The sequence below is a fragment of the Streptomyces sp. 3214.6 genome (assembly GCF_900129855.1).
Taxonomy (GTDB): Bacteria; Actinomycetota; Actinomycetes; order Streptomycetales; family Streptomycetaceae; genus Streptomyces; species Streptomyces soliscabiei.
Window position 1 is genome coordinate 3,161,010 of record NZ_LT670819.1, and the last position, 24,788, is coordinate 3,185,797.

The 24,788-nt window shown below is 67.0% G+C and carries 27 protein-coding genes and 1 tRNA gene; 5 read left to right on the forward strand and 23 right to left on the reverse strand.

The annotated features are described in order from the left end of the window. Positions 1–106 precede the first annotated feature (106 nt). The 5 genes from thrC to B5557_RS14045 form a co-directional block, all read right to left on the reverse strand. Complete coding sequence (gene thrC / locus B5557_RS42840) at positions 107–1,165, reverse strand: threonine synthase (protein WP_099935928.1); 1,059 nt, start codon at positions 1,163–1,165, stop codon at positions 107–109. Between the two features lie 6 nt (positions 1,166–1,171). Continuing rightward, positions 1,172–2,470, reverse strand: a complete 1,299-nt coding sequence (locus tag B5557_RS42845; RefSeq protein ID WP_099937125.1) for a homoserine dehydrogenase — start codon at positions 2,468–2,470, stop codon at positions 1,172–1,174. A gap of 262 nt (positions 2,471–2,732) precedes the next feature. Further along, positions 2,733–4,124: a diaminopimelate decarboxylase gene (gene lysA / locus B5557_RS14035; RefSeq protein WP_079659539.1), complete on the reverse strand. Its 1,392-nt coding sequence runs from the start codon at positions 4,122–4,124 to the stop codon at positions 2,733–2,735. A gap of 20 nt (positions 4,125–4,144) precedes the next feature. Next, positions 4,145–5,242, reverse strand: coding sequence for an ArgS-related anticodon-binding protein NrtL (gene nrtL, locus B5557_RS14040; protein WP_079659540.1), 1,098 nt, complete (start codon positions 5,240–5,242; stop codon positions 4,145–4,147). Positions 5,243–5,551: 309 nt separating this feature from the next. Further along, positions 5,552–6,058: a response regulator gene (locus B5557_RS14045; RefSeq protein ID WP_079659542.1), complete on the reverse strand. Its 507-nt coding sequence runs from the start codon at positions 6,056–6,058 to the stop codon at positions 5,552–5,554. A 159-nt stretch (positions 6,059–6,217) separates the two neighbouring features. Between B5557_RS14045 and B5557_RS14050 the strand changes: the two genes are divergently transcribed. Further along, positions 6,218–6,289 (forward strand) — tRNA-Arg (locus tag B5557_RS14050). Between the two features lie 211 nt (positions 6,290–6,500). On the opposite strand, the gene B5557_RS14055 is transcribed toward B5557_RS14050, so the two are convergent. Then, positions 6,501–6,845, reverse strand: coding sequence for a hypothetical protein (locus B5557_RS14055; protein WP_159424377.1), 345 nt, complete (start codon positions 6,843–6,845; stop codon positions 6,501–6,503). A 32-nt stretch (positions 6,846–6,877) separates the two neighbouring features. Next, entirely contained in the window at positions 6,878–7,015 is a 138-nt protein-coding gene (locus B5557_RS44215) for a hypothetical protein (protein ID WP_173877675.1), read from the reverse strand. A gap of 101 nt (positions 7,016–7,116) precedes the next feature. Here B5557_RS44215 and B5557_RS14060 point away from each other — a divergent pair, with 101 nt between their 5' ends. Next, on the forward strand, positions 7,117–7,782 hold the full coding sequence (locus B5557_RS14060; protein WP_079664764.1) for a hypothetical protein: 666 nt from the start codon (positions 7,117–7,119) through the stop codon (positions 7,780–7,782). A 62-nt stretch (positions 7,783–7,844) separates the two neighbouring features. Here the strand turns inward: B5557_RS14060 and B5557_RS14065 are convergent, their stop codons facing one another. The 10 genes from B5557_RS14065 to B5557_RS14105 all read right to left on the reverse strand — a co-directional run bounded on the left by B5557_RS14065 (position 7,845) and on the right by B5557_RS14105 (position 14,281). Next, on the reverse strand, positions 7,845–9,218 hold the full coding sequence (locus B5557_RS14065; RefSeq protein ID WP_079659545.1) for a tyrosine-type recombinase/integrase: 1,374 nt from the start codon (positions 9,216–9,218) through the stop codon (positions 7,845–7,847). Then, positions 9,215–9,385 carry a helix-turn-helix transcriptional regulator gene (locus tag B5557_RS14070; RefSeq protein ID WP_079659546.1) on the reverse strand — a complete coding sequence of 57 codons (171 nt, stop codon included), beginning with the start codon at positions 9,383–9,385 and terminating at the stop codon, positions 9,215–9,217. Before B5557_RS14070 ends, B5557_RS14065 begins: the two co-directional genes overlap by 4 nt. Continuing rightward, complete coding sequence (locus tag B5557_RS14075) at positions 9,385–10,752, reverse strand: replication initiator (protein ID WP_079659548.1); 1,368 nt, start codon at positions 10,750–10,752, stop codon at positions 9,385–9,387. Before B5557_RS14075 ends, B5557_RS14070 begins: the two co-directional genes overlap by 1 nt. A 101-nt stretch (positions 10,753–10,853) precedes the next feature. Continuing rightward, on the reverse strand, positions 10,854–11,174 hold the full coding sequence (locus B5557_RS14080; RefSeq protein ID WP_079659549.1) for a SpdD protein: 321 nt from the start codon (positions 11,172–11,174) through the stop codon (positions 10,854–10,856). 20 nt (positions 11,175–11,194) lie between these two features. After that, entirely contained in the window at positions 11,195–11,350 is a 156-nt protein-coding gene (locus tag B5557_RS44220) for a hypothetical protein (RefSeq protein WP_099935933.1), read from the reverse strand. A 15-nt stretch (positions 11,351–11,365) separates the two neighbouring features. Continuing rightward, the gene (locus B5557_RS14085; protein WP_079659550.1) at positions 11,366–11,548 is read right to left on the reverse strand and encodes a mobile element transfer protein; all 183 of its coding nucleotides are present in this window, start codon (positions 11,546–11,548) and stop codon (positions 11,366–11,368) included. Then, a complete protein-coding gene (locus B5557_RS14090; RefSeq protein WP_079659552.1) occupies positions 11,548–11,730 on the reverse strand; it encodes a hypothetical protein in 183 nt (60 codons plus the stop codon). Before B5557_RS14090 ends, B5557_RS14085 begins: the two co-directional genes overlap by 1 nt. A 17-nt stretch (positions 11,731–11,747) precedes the next feature. After that, positions 11,748–12,467, reverse strand: a complete 720-nt coding sequence (locus tag B5557_RS14095) for a DUF2637 domain-containing protein (protein WP_079659553.1) — start codon at positions 12,465–12,467, stop codon at positions 11,748–11,750. Positions 12,468–12,554: 87 nt separating this feature from the next. After that, entirely contained in the window at positions 12,555–13,928 is a 1,374-nt protein-coding gene (locus B5557_RS14100; protein ID WP_079659555.1) for an FtsK/SpoIIIE domain-containing protein, read from the reverse strand. 5 nt (positions 13,929–13,933) lie between these two features. After that, positions 13,934–14,281 (reverse strand): SCO3933 family regulatory protein, encoded by a 348-nt coding sequence (locus B5557_RS14105; protein ID WP_079659556.1) that lies wholly within the window; start codon positions 14,279–14,281, stop codon positions 13,934–13,936. A 289-nt stretch (positions 14,282–14,570) separates the two neighbouring features. On the opposite strand from B5557_RS14105, the gene B5557_RS14110 reads away from it, so the two are divergent. Continuing rightward, positions 14,571–15,278, forward strand: a complete 708-nt coding sequence (locus B5557_RS14110; protein ID WP_079659558.1) for a hypothetical protein — start codon at positions 14,571–14,573, stop codon at positions 15,276–15,278. A 50-nt stretch (positions 15,279–15,328) separates the two neighbouring features. Here B5557_RS14110 and B5557_RS14115 read toward each other — a convergent pair whose 3' ends face one another. The 5 genes from B5557_RS14115 to B5557_RS14135 all read right to left on the reverse strand — a co-directional run bounded on the left by B5557_RS14115 (position 15,329) and on the right by B5557_RS14135 (position 18,858). Beyond that, positions 15,329–16,150, reverse strand: a complete 822-nt coding sequence (locus tag B5557_RS14115) for a protein phosphatase 2C domain-containing protein (protein WP_079659559.1) — start codon at positions 16,148–16,150, stop codon at positions 15,329–15,331. Beyond that, entirely contained in the window at positions 16,147–16,998 is an 852-nt protein-coding gene (locus B5557_RS14120) for a sigma factor-like helix-turn-helix DNA-binding protein (protein WP_079659561.1), read from the reverse strand. Before B5557_RS14120 ends, B5557_RS14115 begins: the two co-directional genes overlap by 4 nt. 172 nt (positions 16,999–17,170) lie before the next feature. Continuing rightward, positions 17,171–17,575 carry an ATP-binding protein gene (locus B5557_RS14125; protein ID WP_079659562.1) on the reverse strand — a complete coding sequence of 135 codons (405 nt, stop codon included), beginning with the start codon at positions 17,573–17,575 and terminating at the stop codon, positions 17,171–17,173. Between the two features lie 96 nt (positions 17,576–17,671). After that, a complete protein-coding gene (locus tag B5557_RS14130) occupies positions 17,672–18,523 on the reverse strand; it encodes a helix-turn-helix domain-containing protein (protein WP_079659564.1) in 852 nt (283 codons plus the stop codon). Positions 18,524–18,588: 65 nt separating this feature from the next. Continuing rightward, positions 18,589–18,858, reverse strand: coding sequence for a hypothetical protein (locus B5557_RS14135; protein ID WP_079659565.1), 270 nt, complete (start codon positions 18,856–18,858; stop codon positions 18,589–18,591). 703 nt (positions 18,859–19,561) lie between these two features. Here B5557_RS14135 and B5557_RS14140 point away from each other — a divergent pair. After that, positions 19,562–21,055, forward strand: coding sequence for a PD-(D/E)XK nuclease family protein (locus tag B5557_RS14140; RefSeq protein ID WP_159424378.1), 1,494 nt, complete (start codon positions 19,562–19,564; stop codon positions 21,053–21,055). 302 nt (positions 21,056–21,357) lie between these two features. Then, positions 21,358–21,996 carry a hypothetical protein gene (locus B5557_RS14145; RefSeq protein WP_159424379.1) on the forward strand — a complete coding sequence of 213 codons (639 nt, stop codon included), beginning with the start codon at positions 21,358–21,360 and terminating at the stop codon, positions 21,994–21,996. Here the strand turns inward: B5557_RS14145 and B5557_RS14150 are convergent. Further along, on the reverse strand, positions 21,993–23,153 hold the full coding sequence (locus B5557_RS14150) for an ImmA/IrrE family metallo-endopeptidase (RefSeq protein WP_159424380.1): 1,161 nt from the start codon (positions 23,151–23,153) through the stop codon (positions 21,993–21,995). The two genes, B5557_RS14145 and B5557_RS14150, sit on opposite strands and share 4 nt — an antisense overlap. Between the last annotated feature and the right edge of the window lie 1,635 nt (positions 23,154–24,788).

The window sequence follows — 24,788 nt, forward strand, 5'->3', positions numbered from 1 at the left end:
CCCCTGTGCACCCCTTACAGGGATTACCCGGTCGAGGACGACCCGGTCCGCCCGGTCCGCCCGGTCGAGCCCGGGTGGTCCGCCCGGTCGAGCCCGGGTTTGTCGCTCAGGCCAGACCGAGGCGCTCGGCCGCCGTCGCAGCGTCGACCGGGACGGTGACCGGCTGCGGGGCGCCGGCGACGGCCCAGTCGGGGTCCTTCAGGCCGTTGCCGGTGACGGTGCAGACGATGCGCTGTCCCGGGTCGACCTTGCCCTGCTCGGCGGCCTTCAGCAGACCGGCCACGGACGCGGCGGACGCGGGCTCCACGAAGACGCCCTCCTGCGCGGCCAACAGCCGGTAGGCGCGCAGAATCTCACGGTCCGTCACCTCGTCGATGAAGCCGCCGGACTCCTCCTGCGCCGCCAGCGCGAACTTCCAGGAGGCGGGGTTGCCGATGCGGATCGCGGTGGCGATCGTCGACGGGTCCTTGACGACCTCGCCGCGCACGATGGGCGCACTGCCGGACGCCTGGAAGCCCCACATGCGGGGCGTCCGCGCGGCGATGCCGTCGGCGGCGTACTCCTTGTAACCCTTCCAGTACGCGGTGATGTTGCCCGCGTTGCCGACCGGCAGGACGTGGATGTCGGGGGCGTCCCCGAGCATGTCCACGATCTCGAACGAGGCCGTCTTCTGACCCTCGATGCGCACCGGGTTGACCGAATTGACCAGCGCCACCGGGTAGTTGTCCGACAGGTCACGCGCGAGCGTGAGGCAGTCGTCGAAGTTGCCGTCGACCTGGAGGATCTTCGCGCCGTGCACGAGGGCCTGGCCCATCTTGCCGATCGCGATCTTGCCCTGCGGGACGAGCACGGCACAGACCATGCCGGCGCGCACGGCGTAGGCGGCGGCGGACGCGGAGGTGTTGCCGGTGGAGGCGCAGATGACGGCCTGCGCACCCTCCTCCTTGGCCCGCGTGATGGCCATGGTCATACCGCGGTCCTTGAAGGACCCGGTCGGGTTGGCGCCCTCCACCTTGAGGTGGACCTCGCAGCCCGTGCGCTCGGAGAGCACCTGCGCGGGCACGAGGGGCGTGCCGCCCTCGCGGAGGGAGACGACCGGCGTGCTGTCGGATACCGGCAGCCGGTCCCGGTACTCCTCGATGATTCCGCGCCACTGGTGGGTCATTGCTGGTTACTCTCCTTCAACCCGCATGATGCTGGCGACACCCCGCACGGTGTCGAGCTTGCGCAACGCCTCGACGGTCCCGGTGAGGGAGGCGTCGGACGCGCGGTGGGTGACGACGACGAGGGAGGCCTCGCCGTCGCCGTCTTGGCGTCCTTGCTGCCGCACGGTATCGATCGACACCCCGTGCTCGGCGAACACCGTGGCGACCTGGGCGAGAACGCCCGGTTTGTCGGCGACGTCGAGGCTGATGTGATAGCGGGTGACGACATCGCCCATCGGCGACACCGGCAGGGCGGCATACGCCGACTCGCCGGGCCCCGTTGCCCCGCTGAGCCGGTTGCGGCAGACGGCGACCAGGTCGCCGAGCACGGCGGAGGCGGTGGGAGCACCGCCGGCGCCGGGGCCGTAGAACATGAGCTGCCCGGCCGCGTCCGACTCCACGAACACGGCGTTGTACGCGCCGCGCACGGAGGCGAGCGGATGGGTGAGCGGAATCATCGCCGGGTGCACGCGGGCCGTAACGGACCCTCCGTCGGCGGCCCGCTCACAGATGGCGAGCAGCTTTATGGTGCAGCCCATCGCCCTGGCGGAGGCGAAGTCGGCCGCGGTCACCTCGGTCATGCCCTCGCGGTAGACGTCGTCGAGGCGCACGCGCGTGTGGAAGGCGATCCCGGCGAGGATGGCGGCCTTGGCGGCGGCGTCGAAGGCCTCGACATCGGCGGTGGGGTCGGCCTCGGCGTAGCCCAGGGCGGTGGCCTCGTCGAGGGCCTCCTGGTATCCGGCGCCGGTGGAGTCCATCTTGTCGAGGATGAAATTGGTGGTGCCGTTGACGATCCCGAGCACCCGGTTGACCTTGTCCCCGGCGAGGGACTCGCGCAGCGGCCGGATCAGCGGGATGGCGCCGGCGACGGCGGCCTCGTAGTAGAGGTCCTCGCCGTGCTCCTCGGCGGCGGCGTGCAGCGCCGCGCCGTCCTGGGCGAGGAGCGCCTTGTTCGCCGAGACGACGGAGGCGCCGTACTCGAAGGCGGTCGTGATGAGCGTACGAGCGGGCTCGATGCCGCCGATGACCTCGACGACGACGTCGATGTCCCCGCGTTTGACGAGGGCGGTGGCGTCGGTGGTGACGAGGTCCGGGTCGATGCCGTCCCGGACCTTGGAGGGCCGCCGCACCGCGACGCCCGCAAGCTCCACCGGCGCCCCGATGCGCGCGGCGAGGTCGTCGGCGTGCGTCGTCATGATGCGCGCCACCTCTGAGCCGACCACTCCACAGCCCAGCAGCGCCACCTTCAGCGGACGCTTACGCATCATCCGACCTCGTTTCCTCATACCGTCTACGGTTGTTTCCGGTTGCCCCAGTCTCACTCACCGGACCGGACTTTCTGCCCATGGTCCGGATCGTGAGACGTCTATTTCATTTTCTCAGGGACGGCAGACAGGAGATCTTCCGCCCTGTTCTTCCGCGTTCCCCTCCATGTTCCCTTCTGCGTCCCCGGCCGCAATCCTCGGCCGCAATCCGAGGCCGCAACCCTCGTCCGCCGGTCCTTGTCCGTCGGTCCTTGTCCGCCGGTCAGCCGACGTCGAGGCGCAGCAGATCGTCCTCGGTCTCCCGCCGCACGATGACCCGCGACTCCCCCTCGTGCACGGCCACCACCGGCGGCCGCAGCACATGGTTGTAGTTGCTGGCCATGGACCGGCAGTACGCGCCCGTGGCGGGCACGGCGATCAGGTCACCCGGTGCCAGGTCGGACGGCAGGAACGCGTCCTTGACCACGATGTCGCCGCTCTCACAGTGCTTGCCGACCACCCGGGCCAGCATCGGCGCCGCGTCGGAGACGCGGGAGACGAGGACGACGCTGTACTCGGCGTCGTACAGCGCAGTGCGGATGTTGTCCGACATGCCGCCGTCGACGGAGACATAGGTACGGAGCCCGTCGAGAGGCTTGATGGTGCCGACCTCGTAGAGCGTGAAAGCGGTGGGGCCGACGATGGCGCGGCCGGGCTCGACGGAGATACGGGGCGTGCGAAGGCGGGCCCCTTCACACTCGCGCGTGACGATCTCGGTGAGGGCCTTGGCGATCTCATGGGGCTCGCGCGGGTCGTCGTCGCTGGTGTAGGCGATCCCGAGGCCGCCGCCGAGGTCGATCTCGGGCAGTTCGACCCCGTGCTCGTCACGGATGTCCCTGAGCAGTCCGACCACCCGGTGCGCGGCGACCTCGAAGCCGGACATGTCGAAGATCTGCGACCCGATGTGGGAGTGGATCCCGATGAGCTCGAGCCCGTCGAGCTGGAGCGCGCGGCGCACGGCTTCGGCGGCCTGTCCCCCGGCCAGCGGAATCCCGAACTTCTGGTCCTCGTGGGCGGTGGCGATGAACTCGTGCGTGTGCGCCTCGACGCCGACGGTGATCCGGATCTGAACCCGCTGCCGCTTCCCGAGAGACTGCGCGATGTGGGCGACCCGCACGATCTCCTGGAACGAGTCGAGAACGATCCGCCCGACCCCGGCGTCGACGGCCCGGTGGATCTCGTCCGTGGACTTGTTGTTGCCGTGGAAGGCGATGCGGTCGGCGGGCATACCGGCGGAGAGGGCGGTGGCCAGCTCGCCGCCGGAACAGACGTCGAGGTTGAGCCCCTCCTCGTGCAGCCACCGCACGACGGCCCGGGACAGGAACGCCTTGCCGGCGTAGAAGACGTCGGCGTCGGCCCCGAAGGCGGTACGCCAGGCACGGGCCCGGTCCCGGAAGTCCGCCTCGTCGAGGATGTAGGCCGGGGTGCCGTGCTGCTCGGCGAGGGACTTGACGTCTACCCCGCCGACGGTGACGACACCGTCGGTGTCGCGCGTGACCGTCCGCGCCCACACCTTGGCGTCGAGGGCGTTGAGGTCGGTGGGCGGAGCGGAATAGTGCCCCTCGGGAAGGACGTCGGCGTGACGGGGCCCGGCGGGGTGGGCGGAACGGCTCATGTCTTAAGTCTCTTCTTGGCTCAGAGGTGGTCGGGTGCGTCGATGCCGAGCAGGGACAGGCCGCCGGCCAGCACCGTCCCGGCGGCTTCGGCGAGCGCGAGCCGGGCACGGTGGGCGGCCAAGGGTTTCTCGTCACCACGGGGAAGGACGCTGGGAAGCAGGACGAGCGTGGCGTCGGCGAGGGCCAGCAGGTGACGGGTGAGACGGGAGGGGGCACCGGGGTCAAGGGCCGACGACGCCGGCAATCCCGGCGTTCCCGGCGTTCCCGGCGTTCCCGGCGTTCCCGGCGTTCCCGACTGGTGCGGGGGGCTCGGGGAGCTCGGACGGCTCGGGAGCCTGACGGTGGTAGCAAGGATGCGGGGGTGATCCGCGAGCAGAGCGACGAGGTCGTCGACGGCCACCGCGTCCACCCCGTCCAGTGGACCGGGCTGCCCGGTGAAGCCGAGATCGGCGGCGTTACGGCTGACGGCCCGGGTGCGGGCGTGGGCGTAACGGACCCGGAAGAGGGGGTTGCCCTCACGCTGGACCAGATGGTCGGCGGTGATCCTGGGTCGATCGTGCGGGGCGGGGTGGAGCAGCGCCCACCGCGCGGCGTCGAGACCGAGTGGAGCGGGATCCTCGGGAGCGGGGACCGGCCGCAGGGTGACGGGCTCGCCGTGCCCGATGTCGACGCGGCCGCCCTGCGCCCCGATGATCCGCCCGAGCGCGTCGGCGATGACCTCGGCCCGCACCTCGTACGGCACCCGCACCGCGAAAACCTGCCCGGCGAGGCGGTCGGTGTGCCCGTACCGCAGACCTTCGAGCTGAATCCGCCGGACGAGGGCGGAGGCGGCGGAACCGTCGAGGCTGATGTTGAGGAACCCGGGCCCGGTGATCTCGACCCCGGCAACGCCTTCGGCCCGGGCCAGATACCGCCGAAGCACCTCGGCAACCCGAAGCGGTGGCCGCCCGGCCGGCCGGGCGAGCTGCAGAGCGATGTTGGTGGCGTAGTCCCCCCGCCCCCCGGGCCCCGGCGGCGTGACCACGGCCCGCTCCGGAACGCCCACGCTGAGCTCTCCGTCCTCCACAGCACAACGCACCGCGCGCAGCACGGTACGGGAGAGCTCGACGGGAGTCACGGGACAAGCGTAGGGGAGGAGGGGGGCGGGTAGGCGAGCAGGTTTGGACAGGTCCCGGCATGTGGACGCAGGGGGCGAGGGCGGCGGAGCAGGCCGAGGTCGGGCCCTACACATCTCCGGGCTGCCTCCGGCACATCGCCGACAGAGGAAGCAGACATGGAGCAGCGGGAGCGAGGGAGCAGACAGGGGGCAGAGGGAGCAGACAGGGGGCAAAGAGAGGGCAGACGGCGGAGTCGAATCCCTCTCTCGGCCTGCTCCCGGCCCTACGGGCAGGGAGGCTCCATCCGGTGCCCCACGGGCAGGACAGTGCTACTCGGCCGCAGACCCAGCGCCCGGCACGCCGCCTTTCCCCGCACCCACGCCCTCCCCCGCTCCCAGCACAGGCCCGATCCCCAGACCCAACCCCAGATCCACCCCAGCCCCACTTCCGCCGTCCCCCTTCCTCCGCTCCATCAACTCCCGTACGACGGAGACGAGTTCGGTGGGCTCGAAAGGCTTGGCGAGAAAGGCGTCGACGCCGACTTCGAGGCCGGCCTCGACCTCGTACTGCGTACAGGCGCTGATGATGACAAGGGGAAGATCTCGCGTCCGCGGATCGGCACGCAACCGAGCGGCGGTGCGCAGCCCGTCCAACCGGGGCATGACGACATCGAGGGTCACGAGATCGGGCTGCACCTGATGAACGACTTCCAGACACTCGGCACCATCGGACGCGGTCACGACCTCGATGCCCTCCAGCTCGAGATTGACCCTGATCAGCTGCCGGATGACCTTGTTGTCGTCCACAACAAGCACCCGGCCCGACGCGCCTGGCACAACTCGAGAGTAGGTCGGGACCGGCCACCGCGTCCGGGTTTTCGCCACTTCCACCCCGTCCGGGCGACCCCCACCCCCACGGAAACCCGTTCATGAACACCCCGGGCAAGCTGGTAGTGTTCTACCCGTCGCCGCGAGCAACACCATCGCAACCGACACGCCCCCGTAGCTCAGGGGATAGAGCAACGGCCTCCGGAGCCGTGTGCGCAGGTTCGAATCCTGCCGGGGGCACCCTGTATGAGGTGCCCAAAGACCCCGTCACCAGCGGAAACGCTGAGGGTGGGGTCTTCGCGTATGTGCAGGCGGATGCAGCCTGAAGCGGGCGTATGTCGGGGCTCGTGGACGAGGCGTGGACGGGATCTTGAGGCATCGCCGCAGGTGAGACCCCGAAACGACGAGGCCCCTGGACGGGACGCCAGGGGCCTCACGCATAGCTCTGTGTTCAAGCTTGGATCTCTCGAACCAGAGTGTTGTCTCCTTCGTAGAGCTCCAGGAAGTACCTCATGCCGAAGCGGTGGAGTACGTCTGCGAGCTCATCCACACGTTGCGGGTCGACGACACCGTTCAGTAGAACTTCTGAGCCTTCGATCGGGTCGACCTCTACCCGGCACCAACTCGTTTCGAGCTCGTAGCCGTGCCAGGAAGACGATCTCGACGTCCAGCCGGCCCGCACGAAGTGTTGGGCCACAACCGAGGTGTCCCGGCAACCGCGCAGGATGCCGCATACGTTGTTGCCGACCTCCACCCACTCAGGATCGAGCTCTGGGCCGTCCTCGGATGTGTCCACGCGGGAAGTATGAAACACCGGGGCACACGCGATCACTCGTTTTCACGAAGCAAGTCCTCGATACGCCGGTTGGCGACGCCCTGCCGTCCGTCGAGGCACTTCGCGTTGCGGGACAGCAGGACCTCGACTCCTTTGCCGACACGCTCGGTGTGGACGGGATCTTGGGGCATGCCGCAGGTGAGTCGTGCACTCTGCAGATCTCAGGTTCGGTGCGACTGTCACCCGCCGGGCGGAGAACGGAAGTGTCAGAGGTGTGCGCTTGGATGAGCAGGTGACCATTCATGATGTTGCTCGGCAACTGCCCGAGATAGCAGTACTTCGCGAGCACTGCCGTTCCATGGCCATCCTGGAGGCGGTCCTCAGCCCTGAGTGGGAGGGCCGCTACCACTCCTTCAACGACCATTGGTCCGAGGAGGAGTCGATGGCCTCGATGCGGAACGGATCGGGCGACGAGTACTCAATCGTCTTCTCGGCCGCTGGAGCCTACGTCCGTGGATTCGATCACGAATCACCTATGAGCCCCTACGCAGAGGACGGCCCATGGCCCGGAGTGCTCGATGAGGTTCCCGACGTCTTCCGGCCCTGCGTTGAGGAGCCCGCGTTCTCGGATGAGGACGGGATGCCTACCGTCACTGCGTGTACGTGGCGAGAGACGGGAGACAGTGGGTGGAAAGCCGGATCGATCGACTTTCCCCACAGGGCAAATGAAGACCCGGACGGTTCCGGGTACCTCTTCCAACTACTGTTGGATCGCTCGCCAGAGTCGTTTCAGCAGTGGGCCGAGGACTACTACGAGGTCCCGGTGGACTTGGGGGCCGTTCGTCACATCTTTTCTTCGCGTCCTCTGACCGAAGGAGTGATCAACGCGTTGAACTCAGAGATCGCCCTGGCCGACCTCGTGCAGGACGTTGCGGACATTGGCTATCCGACGAGCTGAGACGTTCAGCAACGAAGAGGCCCCTGGACGCGATGCCAGGGGCCTCGGATGCGGGCAGGGTGTCACTCGTACTCGCGAAGCAGGTCCTCAATCCGCCGGTTGGCGACGTCTTGCCGTCCGTCGAGGCACTTCGCGTAGCGGGTCAGCAGAACCTCGACGCTGTTGCCCGCTCGCTCGGCGACCTCGGTGGGGTCCACACCCGCGTTAAGCCACGTCGACAGCGCCGAGTGCCGAAGGTCGTACGGTCGACTCGCGAGCGGCGAAGCTGCGACGGCCGGCGGCAGCGCGAGGAACCGAGCCTCCTGCCAGACGCGGTAGTACGTCGAGGACGGAACGACGGATCCCTTCTCACTGAAGAAGAGCCGCCCGTCGTCCGCTGTGCCAAAGGTGGCCAGGTGCTCGCGAAACTTGGCGACGAGGTGAGGCGGGATAGGCACTCGCCTAACGTCCTCGGTTGGCCGGTTCTTGAGCCCGCGGTCGTCATGGGTCTCCCCCGAGTCGGTCCACTGCTTACCGACCGACGGGCGAGTCCGGTGGAGCAGAGCCGAACCCCATCCCTGCTCGGGGAGGACCAGATCCGTCTCAACAAGGCCGACCGCCTCAGCCGGCCGGAGACCGCCGAAGTACATGGCAGCGAACAGCCCCACGAGGCGCCGACCACGAGCGCGCCGGTAACCGCCCACGTAGGAAACGGCCGCCAGGAGATTACGAGCCTGCTCCGGGTTGGCGACAACGCGGGGATCCACCTGGCTGGACACCTTCGGCTTCTGCCAGCGGACAGCCGTGATCGGGTTCTCGCGCAGCTCCCCCAGGTCGACGGCGTAGTTCGCAGCGTTGACAAGCGTCCGGCGCTTACGCCGTACCGTTTCGGCGGCGGCTGCTGCGCCGTCGAGCTTGAGTTTCAGCGAGTCGAGCACTGCACGGGCCGTCGCGGGTTCGGCGAGATCGGCGAGCGGGCGAGATGCCTTGGACACCCAGTGAAGGACGTTCCGCACGTCGTCCGGGACTTCCCGGTCGTTGGGCCCCGGCAGCACGAAGGCCCAGTTGCGGAGCGCTTTGCGCAAGGCCTCGTCGGACGGCCGTCCAGCGCGCTCGTCGAGGAGTTCCACCGTCACGCTGGTGAGCGATTCGTTGATGCCGTCCCGCGTGTTGGGTGCGGCGTGGGGCCACTTCATCGCGAGGTACCTGAGGGCGAAGTCGTACCAGGACACGGCCGACTTCTGCTCTTCCATGGTGCCAGGGAGGCCGGACTCCGTGTCGAATTCCTCGCCCTCACGCATCGCGCGCATGAGCTTCGAGCGGTAGTGATCAGCGAGCGCCTTGGTGCGGAAGGAGTCGGAGAAGACATTTCCGGCCACCGACCAGCGGACACCGTAGGAAGGTGTCTTGGTACCGCGGTTACGTACGCCCCAGACCTTCACGTCGAGTGACTTCACGCCGCTGCCTCCAACTGCCGCAGCCACGTGGCGAAGTCACTCCGCCACACCCGGAGCTCCCCGTTGGGCAGCTTGAACGCGGCTGGCCCGTATCCCAACTCGCGCCAGCGGTAGAAGGTGCGACGGGAGACTCCGCCCAACTCGGTGAGGATCTGCGGGACAGTCATCAGTTCGTCTCGTCGGCGGTCCACGACGAGTCTCCTTCCGTCGTGTCGGAGGCGGGTCGCCGTGAAGTGGCGAGCCAGGACTCAGCAGCGGTCAGCCCGGTACCGGCGAAGCGCCAGTGCGAGAGGACGAGGACCGTGGCCGGGTCCGGGAGGGGGTGGCCGGCCAGGGCCGCACGTTCGCGGGTGAGCGCTTCGTTGTGGTCGGCGCGTTCCTGGCGGAGGGCGCCGAGAGTGACGGAGTACGCGCGGGACTTGGTCGAGAAGTGGCCGCGGAAGCCGAGCATGTGAGCCCACTTACGCAGGCGCAGATCTTCGAGTTCAGGAAGTGCGCCGAGGTGCCAGCAGGCGAGGATCATCCGCCGGGCGTGGTCGGTGACGTCGGTGCCGACGAGGTCGATCACTGGGTTGCGAATCGGGCGGTCGAGAGTGCCCGTAGCGCTCTCCGCGCCCTTGGTGGCGTACTTGGCGATGTAGGAGGCGACGGCTCGGCTGCTCAGGTCGGTAGTGCCCGTGAAGTCGGCAGAACGGATGGGTCGGACGTCGAGCTCTTTGCCGAAGCGAAAGGTGTATGCCCGACCGTCGAGGATCGGACCAGGTGCCTCGGCGAGACGACCTGCCGAGCGGATCGCATCGCTGAGGAGCTCTGTCGTCGCCCAGGCCGGCGGAGTGTCCTCGGCACCTTCCGGACCGTCGAGCCGGATCACAGCGTGGAAGTGGACGGCACCGCGCCGCTGGTACTCGGCGACCTTGGCGTACGACACCTTGAGGCAGTCGCGCAGTGCGGAGCGGCCGATGCCCGCGCGGGCGGCGAGCTGCTGACGCAGGTAGGTGGTGAACCGAGCCCAGAGGGCACCGGCGTGCGCGTTCCAGAGGACGGCCGCGCGGTAGTCGTAGCGCTCCGGGTCGAGGGGCGTGCCGAGGACGGGGTCCCCTTCCGGATGGATACGGCCACAACGGCAGCGGCCGGCCGACGGGCGGTTGTGGACCGGGCCGAACGACGGGGCGGTGAAGGTGGCGAAGACGCGGGGGTGTCCCGCGACGACCGGGCCGATCCCCTTGCCGCCGCTCAGCCCGGCCGTAACCAGGTGGAACGTGTCCTTGCGGTAGACCTCGGCGCACGCGGCGCACCTGGTGGCGCGGCGGTTGTTGCAGCGGATGAGGAGCTGTCCGACCGGAAGGTCCCGGTCGACGAGCTCACGGACGATCTCGCCCGTAGCGGCGTGGACGTCCAGGCTGTGACCCTCCATCCGTACGGGCTGCTCGCAACCACCGAGACGTTGGATCTGCCGTGCGTAGCCACTGAGGTCGCCGTGCAGGGCGAGGGCCGCCAGCTGGCGGATGGCTCCGGGCGGAGCCTCGGGACGCATGTGCGGGTTCCTCCTTGGAGGGGCTGGAGATTGGGACCGGGCCCCGGCTTGTCCAGGGGGCTAGACAGCGTGGGCAAGCCGAGGCGGAGAAGTTGATGAGGTCAGCGGCGGTCGCTCCGGAGGATGGAGCGGATGACGACCGCGCACACGGCCACCGAGGCGGCGGTAACAGCGACCGCCAGGAGCATGGAGACCAGGACCGCGCCGACGACCAGAACGGCGGCGCTGCCACCGGCGACGAGGGCGAGCGTGCTGCCGGGGGTGAGCTGGACCGTCGGCCGGTTGGAGGCCGGGGCGGACGGAACGGGGACGGAAGCCGGGACATAGGCCGCCGGGCTGTACGCGGTCGGGCTGTAGACGGTCGGAGCCGGGATGGTGTGGACCGGGGCGGTGTCCTGCGGCGGGTACTTCGGGGTGAACACGTGGGTGATCCCTTCGGGCGTCAGTTGAGGAGGGCGGCGACGGCGGGGGCGAGGACGCTGTCGGCGACGAGGTAGCCGCCGAGGAGGAGCAGGGCGACCAGCCACCACGGCGGGCGGGCGAGTTGGATGCCGAGGACGGCGACGACGAGCACGGCGAACCAGAGCGGGACGGTCATGGCGGCGGTCTCCTGTCAGGCCTTGCAGCGGTGGATGCGGGCGGCGAGTTCGGCGGCGGCGCGGCTGTCGTACTCGGTGGAGAAGTCGCAGCGGGGTGCGGTGCAGGCGGCGAGGTGGCGGTTGCGGCCGCGGGCGAGGTAGGAGGCGATCTGTACGGGTCCGATGCGGCGGACGTTGCGGAAGCGGGGGCCGGTCATCAGTGGGCGTCCTCTCCGGTGAAGTCGTGCGCGTGGTCGGTGAGCCATTGGCGGATCTCGGGAAATTCGTCGTCGCTGGCCTGGTGGAACGCGGCTTGTGCGACGGCGACGGCTTCGACGAGCCGGTTGCGGCGGGTCAGGTCAGCGGCGTACTCCAGTGCGGAGCGAATGGCGGGGCGCATCGCATGCATTTCCCTTCTCAGAGGTGGGCGGCGACGGACTGCGTCATGGACGGCGGCAGGCCGAGCCGGACCCGGACCGTGTCGGGGTCGGCAGGCCGGCCGGTGGTGGCGTGGTACTCCTGGGCCAAGGCCCGGACGCGGTCGACGAGGGCGGGCGGCAGGGAGACGGCGGGGGCGAGGGGCGCCGGGGCAGGGACCGGAGTTGGAGGGGTGATCCGTTCGGCAGCGGGTTCCGGAGCCGATTTCGGTTCCGGTTCCGGGTCGGTGGAGGGTGCCGGGAGCACGTCACGGCGGGGGTCTTCGACGGTGGCCGGGGCAGGGAGCGTCTCCGTCTCCACTGGTGTCACGGGGTCCGTCGGGGTCCGGGGTGTGTGGGCGAGCAGAGTTCCGCCGAAGAACGCGACGGCGGGCCAGCCGGCCACCACGACGCGGAGGGAGGCGGGTACGTGGTCCAGGTCGAGGAGTCCGGCGGTGGCGATGTTCGCGCCGAGGGATGCGGCCAGCGCGATCAGGAACCACAGTCGCGGTCCCCCGGCCGGGCGTCCGGCGCGCTGCTGTTCGCGCATCCGACGCCAGGCGGCGACCAGCAGCAGGTCGACGCTGACGGGGTAGGCCCACGCCTTCCACCCACCCTGTCCCGCCGCGTCAGCCAGGTCGTGAAGGTGCGAGAAGGACAGGGCACCTGCGATGACGGCCTGGACGATCACGGCGTCCACACGGGCCAGTTGGGCGCGCATCGGCTCTGCTTCCTTCCGGTTCGGGGCATGGGAGGGGTAGGGACTTGGCGCGAGGCGGTCACGCCGACCGTGGGGAAGGATGTGCGGCTACTCGGTCACCGGGCGGGCGACGGGCGCGGCCGGGGCAGCGGCGGGAGAGGCCGACCCGGCAGACTCGACGGCGATGAGGGGCCGGAAGGCGTCGAGGCGGGGCAGTTCCGGCACGAGGGCGGAGGTTGCGCGGCAGACGGCCGCCGCTTCGTCGAGGGTGAGGTGGGGCGAGCGCACGCGGGACCAGCCGCCGGAGGAGTCGCCGACGATGGCGACGCCGGGCCGTTCGGCCGGGATGGCGGTGGCGGCGAGCGCCGCTTCCGGGGAGATGTCGGCCAGCGCCATGTTCGCCGAGGACTCGTCGTTGACGCGGTGGCAGATGCGGCCGGTGAGCTGTGCGCGCAGCATGGTCGCGCCTTTGCCGAGTTCGGAGCCGAAGCGCTGCCCGCACACTTCGAGGTAGATGCCGGCCGCGCGGCCGAGCTGGGCGATGCGGATCAGCTTGGTGACCATGGCATCGCGTCGCTTCTCGTCGTCACGGCTCGCCGCGAGGAAGAGTTCGGCGACCTCGTCGACGACGACCACGACCGGCACCGGCCGTACCGCGTCCGGCAGCCCCCACACGTCCGAGGTGAGCACGGCGTCCGGCCCCGCCGTGGACGAGAGCCCGATCAGCCTGAACCGCGCCTCCATCTCTTCCAGCAGGACGTCGAGGAGGTCGTTCGCCCGGTCCGGGGTGTCGGCGAGCGCCGACAACCGGGGCGCGAACGGGGCCAGTTCGACACCCCATTTGCAGTCGACGCCGACGAGCACGACCCGCTGCCGGGCCAGGCCGCACACCAGGTTCCGCAGGTACACGGACTTGCCGGACTGCGTCGCTCCGAGGATGAGTTCATGCGGCACAGCACGGAAGTCCCGCACGTGCCACCGCCCGTCATCGCACAGGGCCAGCGGGAGTGTGAGCGGGCCGCGCTGCTTCCACCGCCGTGCGGGCTGCACGTCAGAGAGCACGTCCCAGCCGATCAGGCGCAGTTCGAGCCACCCCGGTTTGGTCGGGCGGATGTGGACGGCGTGCGCGGCCCAGGCGTGGCGCAGCCGGTCGGCCGAGGCCAAGAAGTCCTCAGGAGCCTGCCCGGTCGCCATGCGCAGCCGCATCACAAGCCCGGACCCGGTCGGCCACGGCAGTGACCGTCGAGGCGGTACGGGGGCGGTCTCCCGCCCGATCATCCGGGCCGTGGCCCGACGGACGGCCGAGGCCGGGACCGTCAGCCCGCACGCGTCCATCGTGGCCCGGTAGGTGGTGAGCACGCGCAGCGCGACGAACGGATAGCCGACCAGCCACCAGAATGCGACCGGCATGCGACGGCGCAGGACCAGCAGCGCGGCGAGTGCCAGCAGGCACAGTGTCAGCGTCCAGACGGTATTGGTCATGGCGGTCAGCCCTGCACCGGAGCCGGAGCGTTGACCATGACCGCGTCCGCCCGGTAGGCGATGCCGTGACGCATCCGCCCACCGAACTCGCTCTCCCACGGCCGGGCCACGAGGCCGGGCAGGATGACCGGAGCGCCCATCACCAGGCCCTCACCAACGCCCTTCTCCGGAACGGTGACCTTGATCATGTCCGAACCGCCCGCCGCGATGAACACCAGCTCCAGCACCATGAGCCGGTCATTGGTGACCGGGTCGACGGCGATCTCGCCGGTCTGACGGTCCTTCACCTTGACCTCAGGCAGCTTGGTGACGAGGAGCGTCGCGGCCGAGACGTCTACGGGGATGACACGCATTTCTTGAACCTCACTTGGTTGGCGGTGCCCTGAGTTCGCGCCGCTCGGTCTGGATACCCCCCTAGACAGCACGGGGAGCGGCCCGCCCTGACTGTCTAGGGGGGTTGGCGACGACGATAGCCCGACGGACCGTCAACTGTCTAGGGGGGTATGCATGCGAGTCCCGGTGCGCACTGACGCATCAAGACGGCGCTCCAGCCGCGAGCTAACTGGGAGTCAAGTCCGCTATTGGGACCAACCGCCTGCGCGGATGCGCCGAAATGCTCCCGGCCTTGATCACCATGAGCAGATGAAGCCGCCAGGTGGTGACCAGGAACCTCGCACGCTCGACGACGTCCAGGCCAAGGTCGGCAAGCGCCTCGACGATGTCGCCAAGATCCTCGCCGGTGCCCTGGTCACCGTGGCCGGCGTCATGACTGCGCTGGGGTTGACGAGCGATGTCGTGTTCGTCGCGCTCAACAATGAGTCATGGCCCATCTACGTGGCCGCGCTCAGCGCCATTGTCGCCATCGTTTGCAGCATCGTCGCCCTGCTCATCCATCCGACGCGGCGGGGCAACATTTGGGAGACCGTCGTCCTAGGGCTCGGAGTCATCTTCTACATGGTGGCCTTGAGCGTGGCGGTCGTCGGCGCGGCCCAGGCGGCGGGTGGCAGCGGGCGTCCAACGCTTACCGACGTCAGGCTCGCGGCCCAGGGATCCGAGCAGAAGCTGAGCTTCGGCGTCCACGCGGACGGGGTTGATCAGTGGGCGAGTGTCAACGTGTACGTCACTGCCGTAGACGCAAACCAGAATGATCTACGCGAAACGAATGACCTCTTCAGCGTCAGCCTAAGGCCCAACGACAAGGGCGAGATCGACCACCAAATGAGCATGCCGCTCCCGGCCATGCCGAAGGCGTGGGGAATCCAGATCATCGCCTCGAACGCCGAGGGGAACGACACATGCGAGGGACGATCCGCTCACGGCCCCTCATGCGCGGTGCTCCAACTCTCTTGACCGTGCGAAGACACACTTGGGGGGTCGAGCGTGTCAGTTCCAAAGGGCGGTCACGGCAGCACCCAGTGCAGGACGGTCGCGTCGTCCTGCGCCTTGCCCCGCGGCCAGCGCAGCCCCTCGGGGTCGCCGGCCTCAGCCTCCCGTACACGGCGGAGCAGCTCACCGGGCCCGGACGAGGCGAGCACGGCCAACGTCTCTTCCCAAGTGGTGAGTTGGAAGCGGTCGACGAGTCGCGTTGCGCCGTCACTCATCAGCGTCACGGACGTGAGCGACTCCAGCGGGGCCGCCCCAGTGAGCGCGTGTTCGGCCGCGCGTGGTTCGGGCCCGGCGATCCAGAATCCGCCGGGCTGGTTGCGGAACTCCGTCAGGGCGTTCCGGTACTCGGCCAGGGCGGCGGCGTGCTCCGGTGAGCCGGTGGGCAACGCGTCGACCGGCCCGCGCAGTCGCTTGCCGACGTCGTCCAGGCGGCGGTCTGTGACGACGGTCGTAGCGCCGTCCTGGTCGGCGAGGAGAAGGGACGAGTCCCCGAGTACGAGGTACTCCAGAGCTCCCGCGCCAGCCCGGACGGCGACGACCGTGCTCGTCGGACTGGCCCGATAGGCCAGGTCGCAACCGTCCTCGTGCAGAGAGCGGACGGCGTGGATCGCATCGGCAAGGCATTCGGCGAGCGGCCGGGCGGGGTGCGCTGTGATGGTGCTCAGCAGCAGCCCGCCCAGCGTCGCGGAGAACCAGGCGACGCCGTGCGTGCACCCGGTCTCCGCGCCGGCCACTCCGGCGCCGTCGAGGAGGACGGCCGCTCCGGGAGCGGCGGCGGCGAAGTCCTCGTTCTCCCGGCCCGGCTCAGCGGGCAGAGAGGCGAGGGCGATTCTCACGCCGACGTCTCCTCGTCGTGCCGGTAGAGGGGGGCGAGCAGTTCGACGGACTGCGGCTCGCTGGTCTCCGGGTCGTACTCGACGCCCACCAGCGTGGAGAAGCGATGGTCGCCCACCTGTCCCCACAGCGTGTTCAGGTCGGAGGCGAGCAGTTGCACGACGCCGAGGGAGCCTTGTGTGTGGATACCGGCGATGGCGAGGAGCGAGCCGTTGCCGTCGGGGCGCGGCAGCCTGCCGAGGTATCCCACGTCGTAGGAGCGGGCCGGATCGCTGTCCTGTCCCGACCGGTACACGGTGCCCGTCCGCCGGTCGACGACCGTCCAGGGCCCGTCTTCTGCCTGCTCCCAGTGCAGTACAGGATCCTGCGCGTAGGTGTCCCACATCTGCTGGGACATGCGCGGACCGCAGACGACGACCAGGCCGTCACGGTCGAGGTCGAGGGCCCCGCTCACCGGCACGTGCTCCGAAGTGACGTCGAGCCCGTAGGAACGCGCGAGGTCTTCCAGCCGCTTGCCGGAACTGACGTCGTCCACGGCGACGACCGTGCGCCCGCGTTCGTCGTCCCGCCGCAGCGGGGTCGCGACGGTGACCGCACCCCGCCCGAGGAAGGCCCCTTCCGGCGCCGGTCCCGTGTGGCGGATCTGATGGATCCGCCCGCGGCTCAGGCCGGCCTTCTCGGCGATCTGCGCGTACGAGAGCCCCTGCGCATGAAGGTCCTGAACGACGCGCCGACGCAGCCGGGCGAGTTCGGTCACCTCTTGCTGCGCACCGGCCAACCGTGTCGTGACCTCCCGCAGGAGCAGATACGGATCATCGATCGCCGCGATCCGCTGCAACTCGTCCGACATGACCACACCTCCTAGAAGTACCCAGGAGTCTAGAGCCCTAGACGGTATGGGCGGGAGACGCCGCCCGGAACGAACTCCGATCACGTAGAACCTGGCCCTGCGCCGAGGCACACCCCGGGGGCTCACCCTCCACTGTCCACGAAGCGACCACGCGCCACCACCGAGCGGGACGTCATCGGACGCTCACCCGCGCCAGGTCGGCCCAGACGCAACGGCTACCGGCAGGTCGGTCCTTCACGCCCCAGTCCTTGGCGCAGGCCGCGATCAGCATCAGCCCGCGTCCGCCCTCCTCCACGTGACTGCGCACGCTGCGGAGCTGGGGCTCGTCGTCGCCGCCCTGGTCGATCACCTCGATACGCACCAGGTCGTCTCCGAAGCCGACGACCACGAGGAACCACCCGCCGTACCAGCCGCTCCGCGAGTGACGTACGGCATTGGCCGCCAGCTCGCCGACGACCAGGACGGCGTCGTCGACGAAGTCCGACCCCTCGTCCTCTAGCAGGCTGCGGACGAAGTGACGGGCCTCGGCCACCTGCCAGGCCAGACCGGGAAACATGCGGCACCAACTTTTGAGCATGGGGAACACTCCTCCTCGTCTAGGGGGCTAGACGACACAGCGGCAGAGTATTCCCATGCGCGACTAATGAGCCAGGCATCTTGAGGAATTATTCCTCTAACGAGTGGTGGAGTCCTCCAACTCCCGGAACTCCTTCATCACCCGGACCAGGAGCTCCCGCGCCTCGACCCCGAAGACCGCAGCCTCTTCGAACCGGGCGAACGTCTCCTCGTACGCGGCGACCTCATCGGAGTCGTCCAGGACCCGCTCACCCCGGAAGCTCTCGATGACGACCGCCCGCCGGTCGCACAGGGTGAACCCATGACGAGGCATGACCGGCACCCGCCGCCGCCACGGAATCACCCCGATGCGTACGGTGCTCAGACCGTCGACGGCCAGCAGCCGGTCGAACTGGGCGAGCATCAGCGCAGGGTTCCCCGGCCAGGTCCTCAACACGGCTTCCGTCAGCACGAACACCGTTTCCCGCCCGGGCTCGTAAAGGACGCTCTGCCGCTCGACGCGGGCGGCGACAGCACGACCGACCGCCTCAGGGGTCGTACCGGGCGCACTCTCGAAGACGTGCCGGGCGTACTGCGCAGTCTGGAGCATGGCCGGCAGCGCGACGCACTGAAACGAGCGCACCAACCGGGCAGACCGGACCGCGTCGTTGAGCGTCGCCCCGGCGGGAGCCACGTCGTCGGACGCTTCGACAGTGTCCGGCGCAGCTTCCACAGCAGCCAGGAGGTCACGCACCTCGCGAGTGGTCGACTCGTCGAGGCCGAGAGCGAGCGACAGCCGACCCAGGACTTCGGCACTGGGGACCATCCGCCCGTTCTCCACCTTGGACACGGTCGGTTGTCCCACACCAGCCCGCTGAGCCAGTACAGCACCCGTTAGACCAGCCTCTGTACGAAGCCCCCGAAGTCGCGCCCCCAGCGCCTTCATCCGCTCCCGCCGTTCACTCCCCATACCCAGGGTTCTACACCACGGGGCAGCAGAGGCCACGCCCGTTGGCGACAGCACACAGATCAGGTCTAGACAGCGTCGTCCTCTGACCGCACCCAGGCCAGTTGCATATCACTCAGCGAAGGAACGAACCCTTGCGGGAACATCAACATGAGCGGCTGCGGCCACACGCTCTCGGGGCCGTGCTCTTCACAGTGCAGGACAACGAGATGCGCACCTTCCCCACACGCCGCATACCCGTAACGGCGGTCATGGGTCTGGCAGAAGTACCAGAACGTCGAGCAGTCGTCCTCTTCGGTCGGCTCGTAGAAGCCGGGATCACGAACGATCAGAGTCACCGGCTCTTGACGGTTGAACCGGGGTATCGGCCGGGGGTCACACCACAGCAGTCGGGAAGGAAGCACACGCCCATGTTGCCCTGGGCCCGAAGTGTCAAGCATCTCCCGGGACCGGACACACCAGGCAGCAGGACCATGATTCAAACTTTCTCTACTGGTTCAAGCGCCCGTCGTCGCTCCGCTCCTCCGGGCGGGAGCGGGCGGCCGGCGGCGCCCGCGCTCATGTCTCCGCCCCGCTCGGCACCGCCGGCCGCCCGCTCCCGCCCATGAGGCAGGCACACGGGCATGAGGTCAGAACAAGCCTTCGGCGGGGGATCGGCCGACGCCGCGATGGATGGGGCGCCATACCCCGAGTGCGGGTACGTCGGGGGGCGTGCGTGGGATGCTCCCATCCCGTGTGCCGTCGTCCCAGGCAGAGCCGAACAGACGCGGCACCTGGGGTGGAGGGCGATTGAGGTAGCCGGTAAAGCTCTGAGCAGGTCAAACAGGTAGCCAGATACCTATGCAGCGCCCAGCTAGGCCCAGAGGTCCTCTGGGCTGCAGGTGTACCACAGAAGCCGTAAAATGACGCCTCATCACTTGGATGTTGGATGGGGGCTCGTCACCGGTGTGTGCTCATGCAGTGCAACCTAACCTCGTAGGCCGCACCAACGTTCTCAAGATCAGTGCTACAGACGTCCAAGAGCGCTCCAAGACTTGCGCTATGGGTGGCGCACTGAAGGTTCGGCCCGATGTCAAAAGCCCAGACTGGCAGCGTCGATGGGACGACAGCCACCCATTCCTTCTCGGCGTCATCCGAGAAATTGCATGTGCAATCCATGACGACCCAAGAGTCGATACGTGGCACGGCATGCAAGAGGTAATCAAAGAGCGGCTCGATCCTCTCCCGTTGCATCCTGTCACTCGTCGATACGCAGCGCATGCCATCGCGGGCTACCTCGAAGCGCACGATGCACTGTCATCCGACACGCCTGGTTTGCAGTTTCGGTGCTTTGATCCAAAAGTGTTTCCTGAACCAGGAGGGACTTTGTGGGTCTGGGGCCCCTTGTACGAGGACGCAACAGGGATTCGCGAGGTGCGCAAGATGCGCCTTGGGACAGTGCGCGATAAGCCACCCACACCAGACCCTTGGACTGCAGTAGCCGCACACGTCGCAGCCCTACTCAGACCCACGCAAAACATCTCCCGTATCCGCGTGGTGGAGATCGGCCTGAACGACTCATCCTTCCAGGTCCTTTTTGATGGCAGCACGGAGGAGGCCCGCTCCACCTTCACATCGATCGCACTGCCCGACCTGAATAAGATCATCGGTGGTCACACGTTCCACCCCGGAAGCTTCTGTAAGGACTGCAAAATCGCCGGGTGTTGCGGTGCTCTCGAAAGGCTGGACGGATTTCTCGGACAGAGCGCTCCCGGTTTCGCAACTCGCTCCGTCAGCGCGCGAGATATCGAGCTATATGAGACGTGTCCCGCACAATGGTTTATCACACGCTCACAACACCTGCCTAGGCAAAATTCAACAGGTCCGGCTTCACAACGGGGGCGACTCGTTCACGACTGGATGGCTAGAGCTCACAGTCGCTCGGTGCAGTGCACCACTCAGGACATTGGCGAATTCGACGATCCAGAGTCTTTCACGTCAACTCTCTCCCGAGACGACTACGCAGAGATCCAACCGTTTCTTGCTCAACATGTTGAAATCTGCCCGGTGCGTAATGAGGTGGATATAATCTCTATCGAGTCACCTCTATACGGATATGACGCCTCGGCTGACGTGATTATCGCGAGCGCACCCGACATGATCTTTGTCGATGCTGACGAGTCGCTTGTAATCCGAGAGACAAAGACCACACGCCGCGAGATGCCTCATGACAACGCAGAGGCCTTCGATCAGTTCTTCGCAGTCGCTTGGCTTCTCAATCTTTTCGCTAGCGGCTACCGCGGCCCTTATCAAAGCAGCTCCGCCCGACTGCAGTTGGAAGTCATCACAGCCGATGCGAGCCGAGTTTTTGAATGGGATCTGAAGGATGCAGGGGTCCTTCGAATGGCCCAGAAGGAGGTCCGACAGCGGGCCAAGTCCTGGCATAGGGACGCCACTTGGGTAGCGACTCCCGGAAGGCATTGCACTTGGTGCCCCGTCAAAGGTTGGTGCCCGGAGGCAGAAAGCAACGACGAGATCAGCACCGGGATGGAGTGACCGCCCCGCAAAGCGAACTCATTCCAGGCGTAGCGTGTTCCCGGAGGCGGGTGCGTGCGCCCTCCGTCGGGGCTACGCTTGTCTGGGTACTCCGGCATGCGGAGCGGGAGTGTGAATAGAACGGCGAGGAGGGGCAGTTGGACGACCTGGGGCGCCCCTCCCCCAAGGCAATGGCCTTGCGGCGCTCGAGCTTGCAGCCGCGGCCTCAGTCTCAGCCCTCACGCTGGCAGAAGGTAGCGAGCCAGCCGAAGCGCCACTCTCCAGTCGACTTGGCGTGGTGTGACACCGGTACCCTATGCTCCTTGGGCCTCCGGCCGGCGATGCTCGACAAGGTGTTGGCGCTGTATGGCGCATCACTTGTCGTCACCGATGCCGTGGCAGGGGAGATTCGCACCATGGCGAACGTCCCGAACGTCGCACGGACTGCGGAGAACCGTCTGAGGTGCAACAGCGCCGACGTGATCGTTCGGAAGCTGGATGCGGGCGAGATTCGTGAGCTCCCCCTCCTTGAGACGAGGGAGACGTTGGAGATGCTCGACAGGGTCCTGCGGCAGCTCGACGCGATCGAGCAGCGGCAGAACGCCGCGGCAGGGCGGTCTAGTGACGCTGTGCGCTCCCACAAGCACGCGGGTGAGGCATACAGCATCGTCAGCGCTATGCGCACGGTCGGTCACCAGCGGAGCACGCTTCTCCTGACGAATGACAACGGCGCGACGCTGGTGGCTGAACGGAACGGCATCGCTTGGAAGCACACTGCCCAGTTGCTCGCAGAGCTCGGGTGCCAGGACTCGCTCCTGGATGCGGAGCTGCTCCATGAGAACTTCACTCACATGACCTCGAAGTTTGCCACTGTTCCGGCAGAGCTTCGGCCCAACACCTCAGACTTCTTCGCGTGCCGCCAAAAGAACGGCACCTGCGCTCTGTGCGACGCCACGGCTTAAGCGTCGACCAGATCCCAGCCGGCAGCGTGGAGCTGCTCAGCGGCATTCGCTTGATCACCATCGGCAATTACATCGGCAACAGCCTGCAAGGAGATCAAACCAGCAGCGAATGAGTTGAGAGCCTGCTGAGTCAGCCGCTCCGATGGGAAGCAGTTCCCCTCATTCTGCTTGACCTCAAGCCATTGCTCCACATTTCCTGACACAAGCATCAGGTCCGCAATTCTCGCCATCCCGCAGGCCTGAATTATCTCGGGATTCGCGAATTCACCGAGGGTTTCATTTAGTGCGTACATGGTGGCATCACGGCTGACACCATACGTGAGCATCAGGTTCGTCACGAGGGCAGCCATCCGCTCAAAGCGATCGATGACTCCATGGCTTTCATAAGCATGATGTAGGGCATCTTCCGGAAGCAAGAAGTTCCTTGCGAACGAGTCAGCAATTCGTTCAGGACGCCTATCTTCGACCGTAGCCCGATCCACAACGACTTGCCCTGTATCCCGTTGAAGAATGTGACTGAGTTCATGCGCCAAGGTGAAGCGCTGCCGAGCCCAATTATCTTCACAGTTAATCAGGATAACCCAAGCCGTGTGGGCGCCCCATTGTTCGGGAACGGAAATTCCGTGCACATCACGCGGGAGCGCGCGATATTCAACGGGATAGCCCAGACTCTCTACTAGTCCGGTGAGATCTTCGACGGGATCAAGGTCATCTATATCCAAGAAGGCCCGAAGTCGAGAGGCGGTCTTCTCGCCTGCCTCTCGATCATGCCAAACTTTGGAGGGAGAGAAGTTAGAAAGCGACACAGTCGGTTCTTCGTGACCCCAGTCACGAGTCAGACGATCGACCGCAAGAAGCTTGGTCGCGTGAGCCACAGACTCACTGACATCACTTATACCTTCTAGCGTACCGAGTCGGAAACTGACTCCCATTGATGGCGACATAGACTGAAGTAGGGCGCTAGGGGCAACCCTGAAGAATGCGCCAAGAACAGTCGCTTCATATAGCGACGGCATGCGCGAACCTGCGATTAGCTCGCGAAAAGAATCGCGAGATCCGAGAAGCTCAATTAGCTGTGCAGCTGGCGTTTGCCCTTCGGTGATTAGGGATTGGAAGGTCGCACTAAAACGCTCTTCGGGTGTTTCTCCCATTTCCATCACCGCCCCTTCCTGTGCGCTGCCAACTCGCTCCGCAAGGCTCAGACTTGCCTCATGCGCTATCTACCAGTGTGGCAGATGTCCCGCCACCACACAGTGCGTGCAGCAGGACTGGCACCCCTGCTCCACACAAAGAAACACTAGCCTCTGGCACTGACAGTCACTGTCTGTGACTACCAGTGTCAGAAGCTAACCTCCATCTGCCGTGCAGGTTGCATGGCAGATGCCACTCCCCCTACCTCAAGCGTCTCTCATGACTCACGAGGCCCGGGGGCCTGGTCCGGGGTCGGCCTCGCCACACGGAACACGCAAGCGGGCCTTCAGGTCCGTGAAAGCAGAAAACGGCCGCTGCTCGGCGGTGTGGGCCAGGGGGCGAGCATTTACCCCCTCCCGCCGCAGGTCAGGGCCGGAGTAAGCCCTAGATACCCTCAGCTTCTCAGCTCAGGGCTTAGGCAGTCGTCACGGCCCGGCCGGTGCGGCTTGTTCTGGTCGACGGCATGGCAGCGTGGCTGAGACCGGTGGGGGTACAGCGAGGCACACGCGTGCGTGGTCGGTCAGCGCGCCGCCGTCGTGGCTGACTGTCGTCGGCTGAGGCTCAGACGGCTCGCACCGAAAGCGTCTGTCTTCAGCCAACCGGCCGGGCCGTGCAGGTAACGTCCGGGCAGTCTCCAGGTCAGCGGCCCCGGTCGAACAGGTTTCCCTTGAGGCGTAGCCGTCCAGCATCGGGGGTTTCTAGCCCGATGCCAGATCATCTCGCTCGCTTTCCGTTCATGTCGGCTCCGTGCAGCCCCTGGACCAGTCGGAGTCCCTCGGAGGCTACCCGGACTCGTTCCCGCGTTGGACTCCCTTGCCGAAGAATCAGCCTGCCCAAGATCTTTCGTGAGAGGAGGAGCGGCCCCTCGCCGACTCCGGCAACATCGATCCATCGATACCCGGGGGGACGTCTTGAGCTTGGTGCACACGGCTACAGAGCAGATAGGTGCCCACATCTCTCACGCATGGTCAGGACTTGCGGCGTGGCGCCGCCGGGTCAACCAGCGGGTCGTCAGGGGCCGCCTGTGCAAGTTTGCAACGTCGCTTCAAACTCTTCGAGTAGAGGGCACGGCCGTCGCCCAGACCCGGAGGGTGTTACGGGAGACGCGGACAACTTTGGAGACAGTGCCTTACGGATCGATCGCCGCCGCCTACTTCGGCATGTGGATCGGCTTGAGGATCATCAAGATTTTGGCAGTCATCCTTCGCGACCTGGCAACAGCCGTTGGGGCTGAGGCCGCAGCCAGGGCAACACAGTATTTTTTGTGGTCACTTCGCCCTGAAATGGGGAATCATCCCATCCGAGGATGGGACGGCCTCATCTTCGTGATCACTTACTCTGTGGTTCTGTCACTACCTATATGGTGGTTGGGTACGTTCCGCTGGGCCCGAGGTGCCGTATACCGCAATCGCGCAACTCTGAGGGCTGTGGACGCCCTCCACCTCTGCGCGGAGGCATACCGGCAGCCGCCCGGAGAACGCGCCTCACACCTTCGAAACTTCGACTCCGCCCTCCGTAGGGCTGAAGACGCCATCCTTCACGCTCATCGGCACCTCGGTACCATTCCGCGCCAATCACCGAGGTTGGCAGCAGCACGGGCC

What these genes read in the sequence shown, in the direction of transcription:
- B5557_RS44215 (WP_173877675.1), bottom strand. Translation starts at nt 7,015, where the DNA reads ATGCCCCAAGATCCCGTCCACACCGAGCGTGTCGGCAAAGGAGTCGAG.
- B5557_RS14105 (WP_079659556.1), bottom strand. Translation starts at nt 14,281, where the DNA reads ATGCGTGTCATCCCCGTAGACGTCTCGGCCGCGACGCTCCTCGTCACC.
- B5557_RS14140 (WP_159424378.1), top strand. Translation starts at nt 19,562, where the DNA reads ATGGGTGGCGCACTGAAGGTTCGGCCCGATGTCAAAAGCCCAGACTGG.
- lysA (WP_079659539.1), bottom strand. Translation starts at nt 4,124, where the DNA reads ATGAGCCGTTCCGCCCACCCCGCCGGGCCCCGTCACGCCGACGTCCTT.
- B5557_RS14125 (WP_079659562.1), bottom strand. Translation starts at nt 17,575, where the DNA reads ATGCTCAAAAGTTGGTGCCGCATGTTTCCCGGTCTGGCCTGGCAGGTG.
- B5557_RS14085 (WP_079659550.1), bottom strand. Translation starts at nt 11,548, where the DNA reads ATGACCGGCCCCCGCTTCCGCAACGTCCGCCGCATCGGACCCGTACAG.
- B5557_RS44220 (WP_099935933.1), bottom strand. Translation starts at nt 11,350, where the DNA reads ATGACCGTCCCGCTCTGGTTCGCCGTGCTCGTCGTCGCCGTCCTCGGC.
- B5557_RS14070 (WP_079659546.1), bottom strand. Translation starts at nt 9,385, where the DNA reads ATGACTGTCCCGCAGATCCTCACCGAGTTGGGCGGAGTCTCCCGTCGC.
- thrC (WP_099935928.1), bottom strand. Translation starts at nt 1,165, where the DNA reads ATGACCCACCAGTGGCGCGGAATCATCGAGGAGTACCGGGACCGGCTG.
- B5557_RS14075 (WP_079659548.1), bottom strand. Translation starts at nt 10,752, where the DNA reads ATGCGTCCCGAGGCTCCGCCCGGAGCCATCCGCCAGCTGGCGGCCCTC.
- B5557_RS14095 (WP_079659553.1), bottom strand. Translation starts at nt 12,467, where the DNA reads ATGCGCGCCCAACTGGCCCGTGTGGACGCCGTGATCGTCCAGGCCGTC.
- B5557_RS14150 (WP_159424380.1), bottom strand. Translation starts at nt 23,153, where the DNA reads ATGGAAATGGGAGAAACACCCGAAGAGCGTTTTAGTGCGACCTTCCAA.
- B5557_RS14090 (WP_079659552.1), bottom strand. Translation starts at nt 11,730, where the DNA reads ATGCGCCCCGCCATTCGCTCCGCACTGGAGTACGCCGCTGACCTGACC.
- B5557_RS14120 (WP_079659561.1), bottom strand. Translation starts at nt 16,998, where the DNA reads ATGTCGGACGAGTTGCAGCGGATCGCGGCGATCGATGATCCGTATCTG.
- B5557_RS14130 (WP_079659564.1), bottom strand. Translation starts at nt 18,523, where the DNA reads ATGGGGAGTGAACGGCGGGAGCGGATGAAGGCGCTGGGGGCGCGACTT.
- B5557_RS14110 (WP_079659558.1), top strand. Translation starts at nt 14,571, where the DNA reads ATGAAGCCGCCAGGTGGTGACCAGGAACCTCGCACGCTCGACGACGTC.
- B5557_RS42845 (WP_099937125.1), bottom strand. Translation starts at nt 2,470, where the DNA reads ATGCGTAAGCGTCCGCTGAAGGTGGCGCTGCTGGGCTGTGGAGTGGTC.
- B5557_RS14100 (WP_079659555.1), bottom strand. Translation starts at nt 13,928, where the DNA reads ATGACCAATACCGTCTGGACGCTGACACTGTGCCTGCTGGCACTCGCC.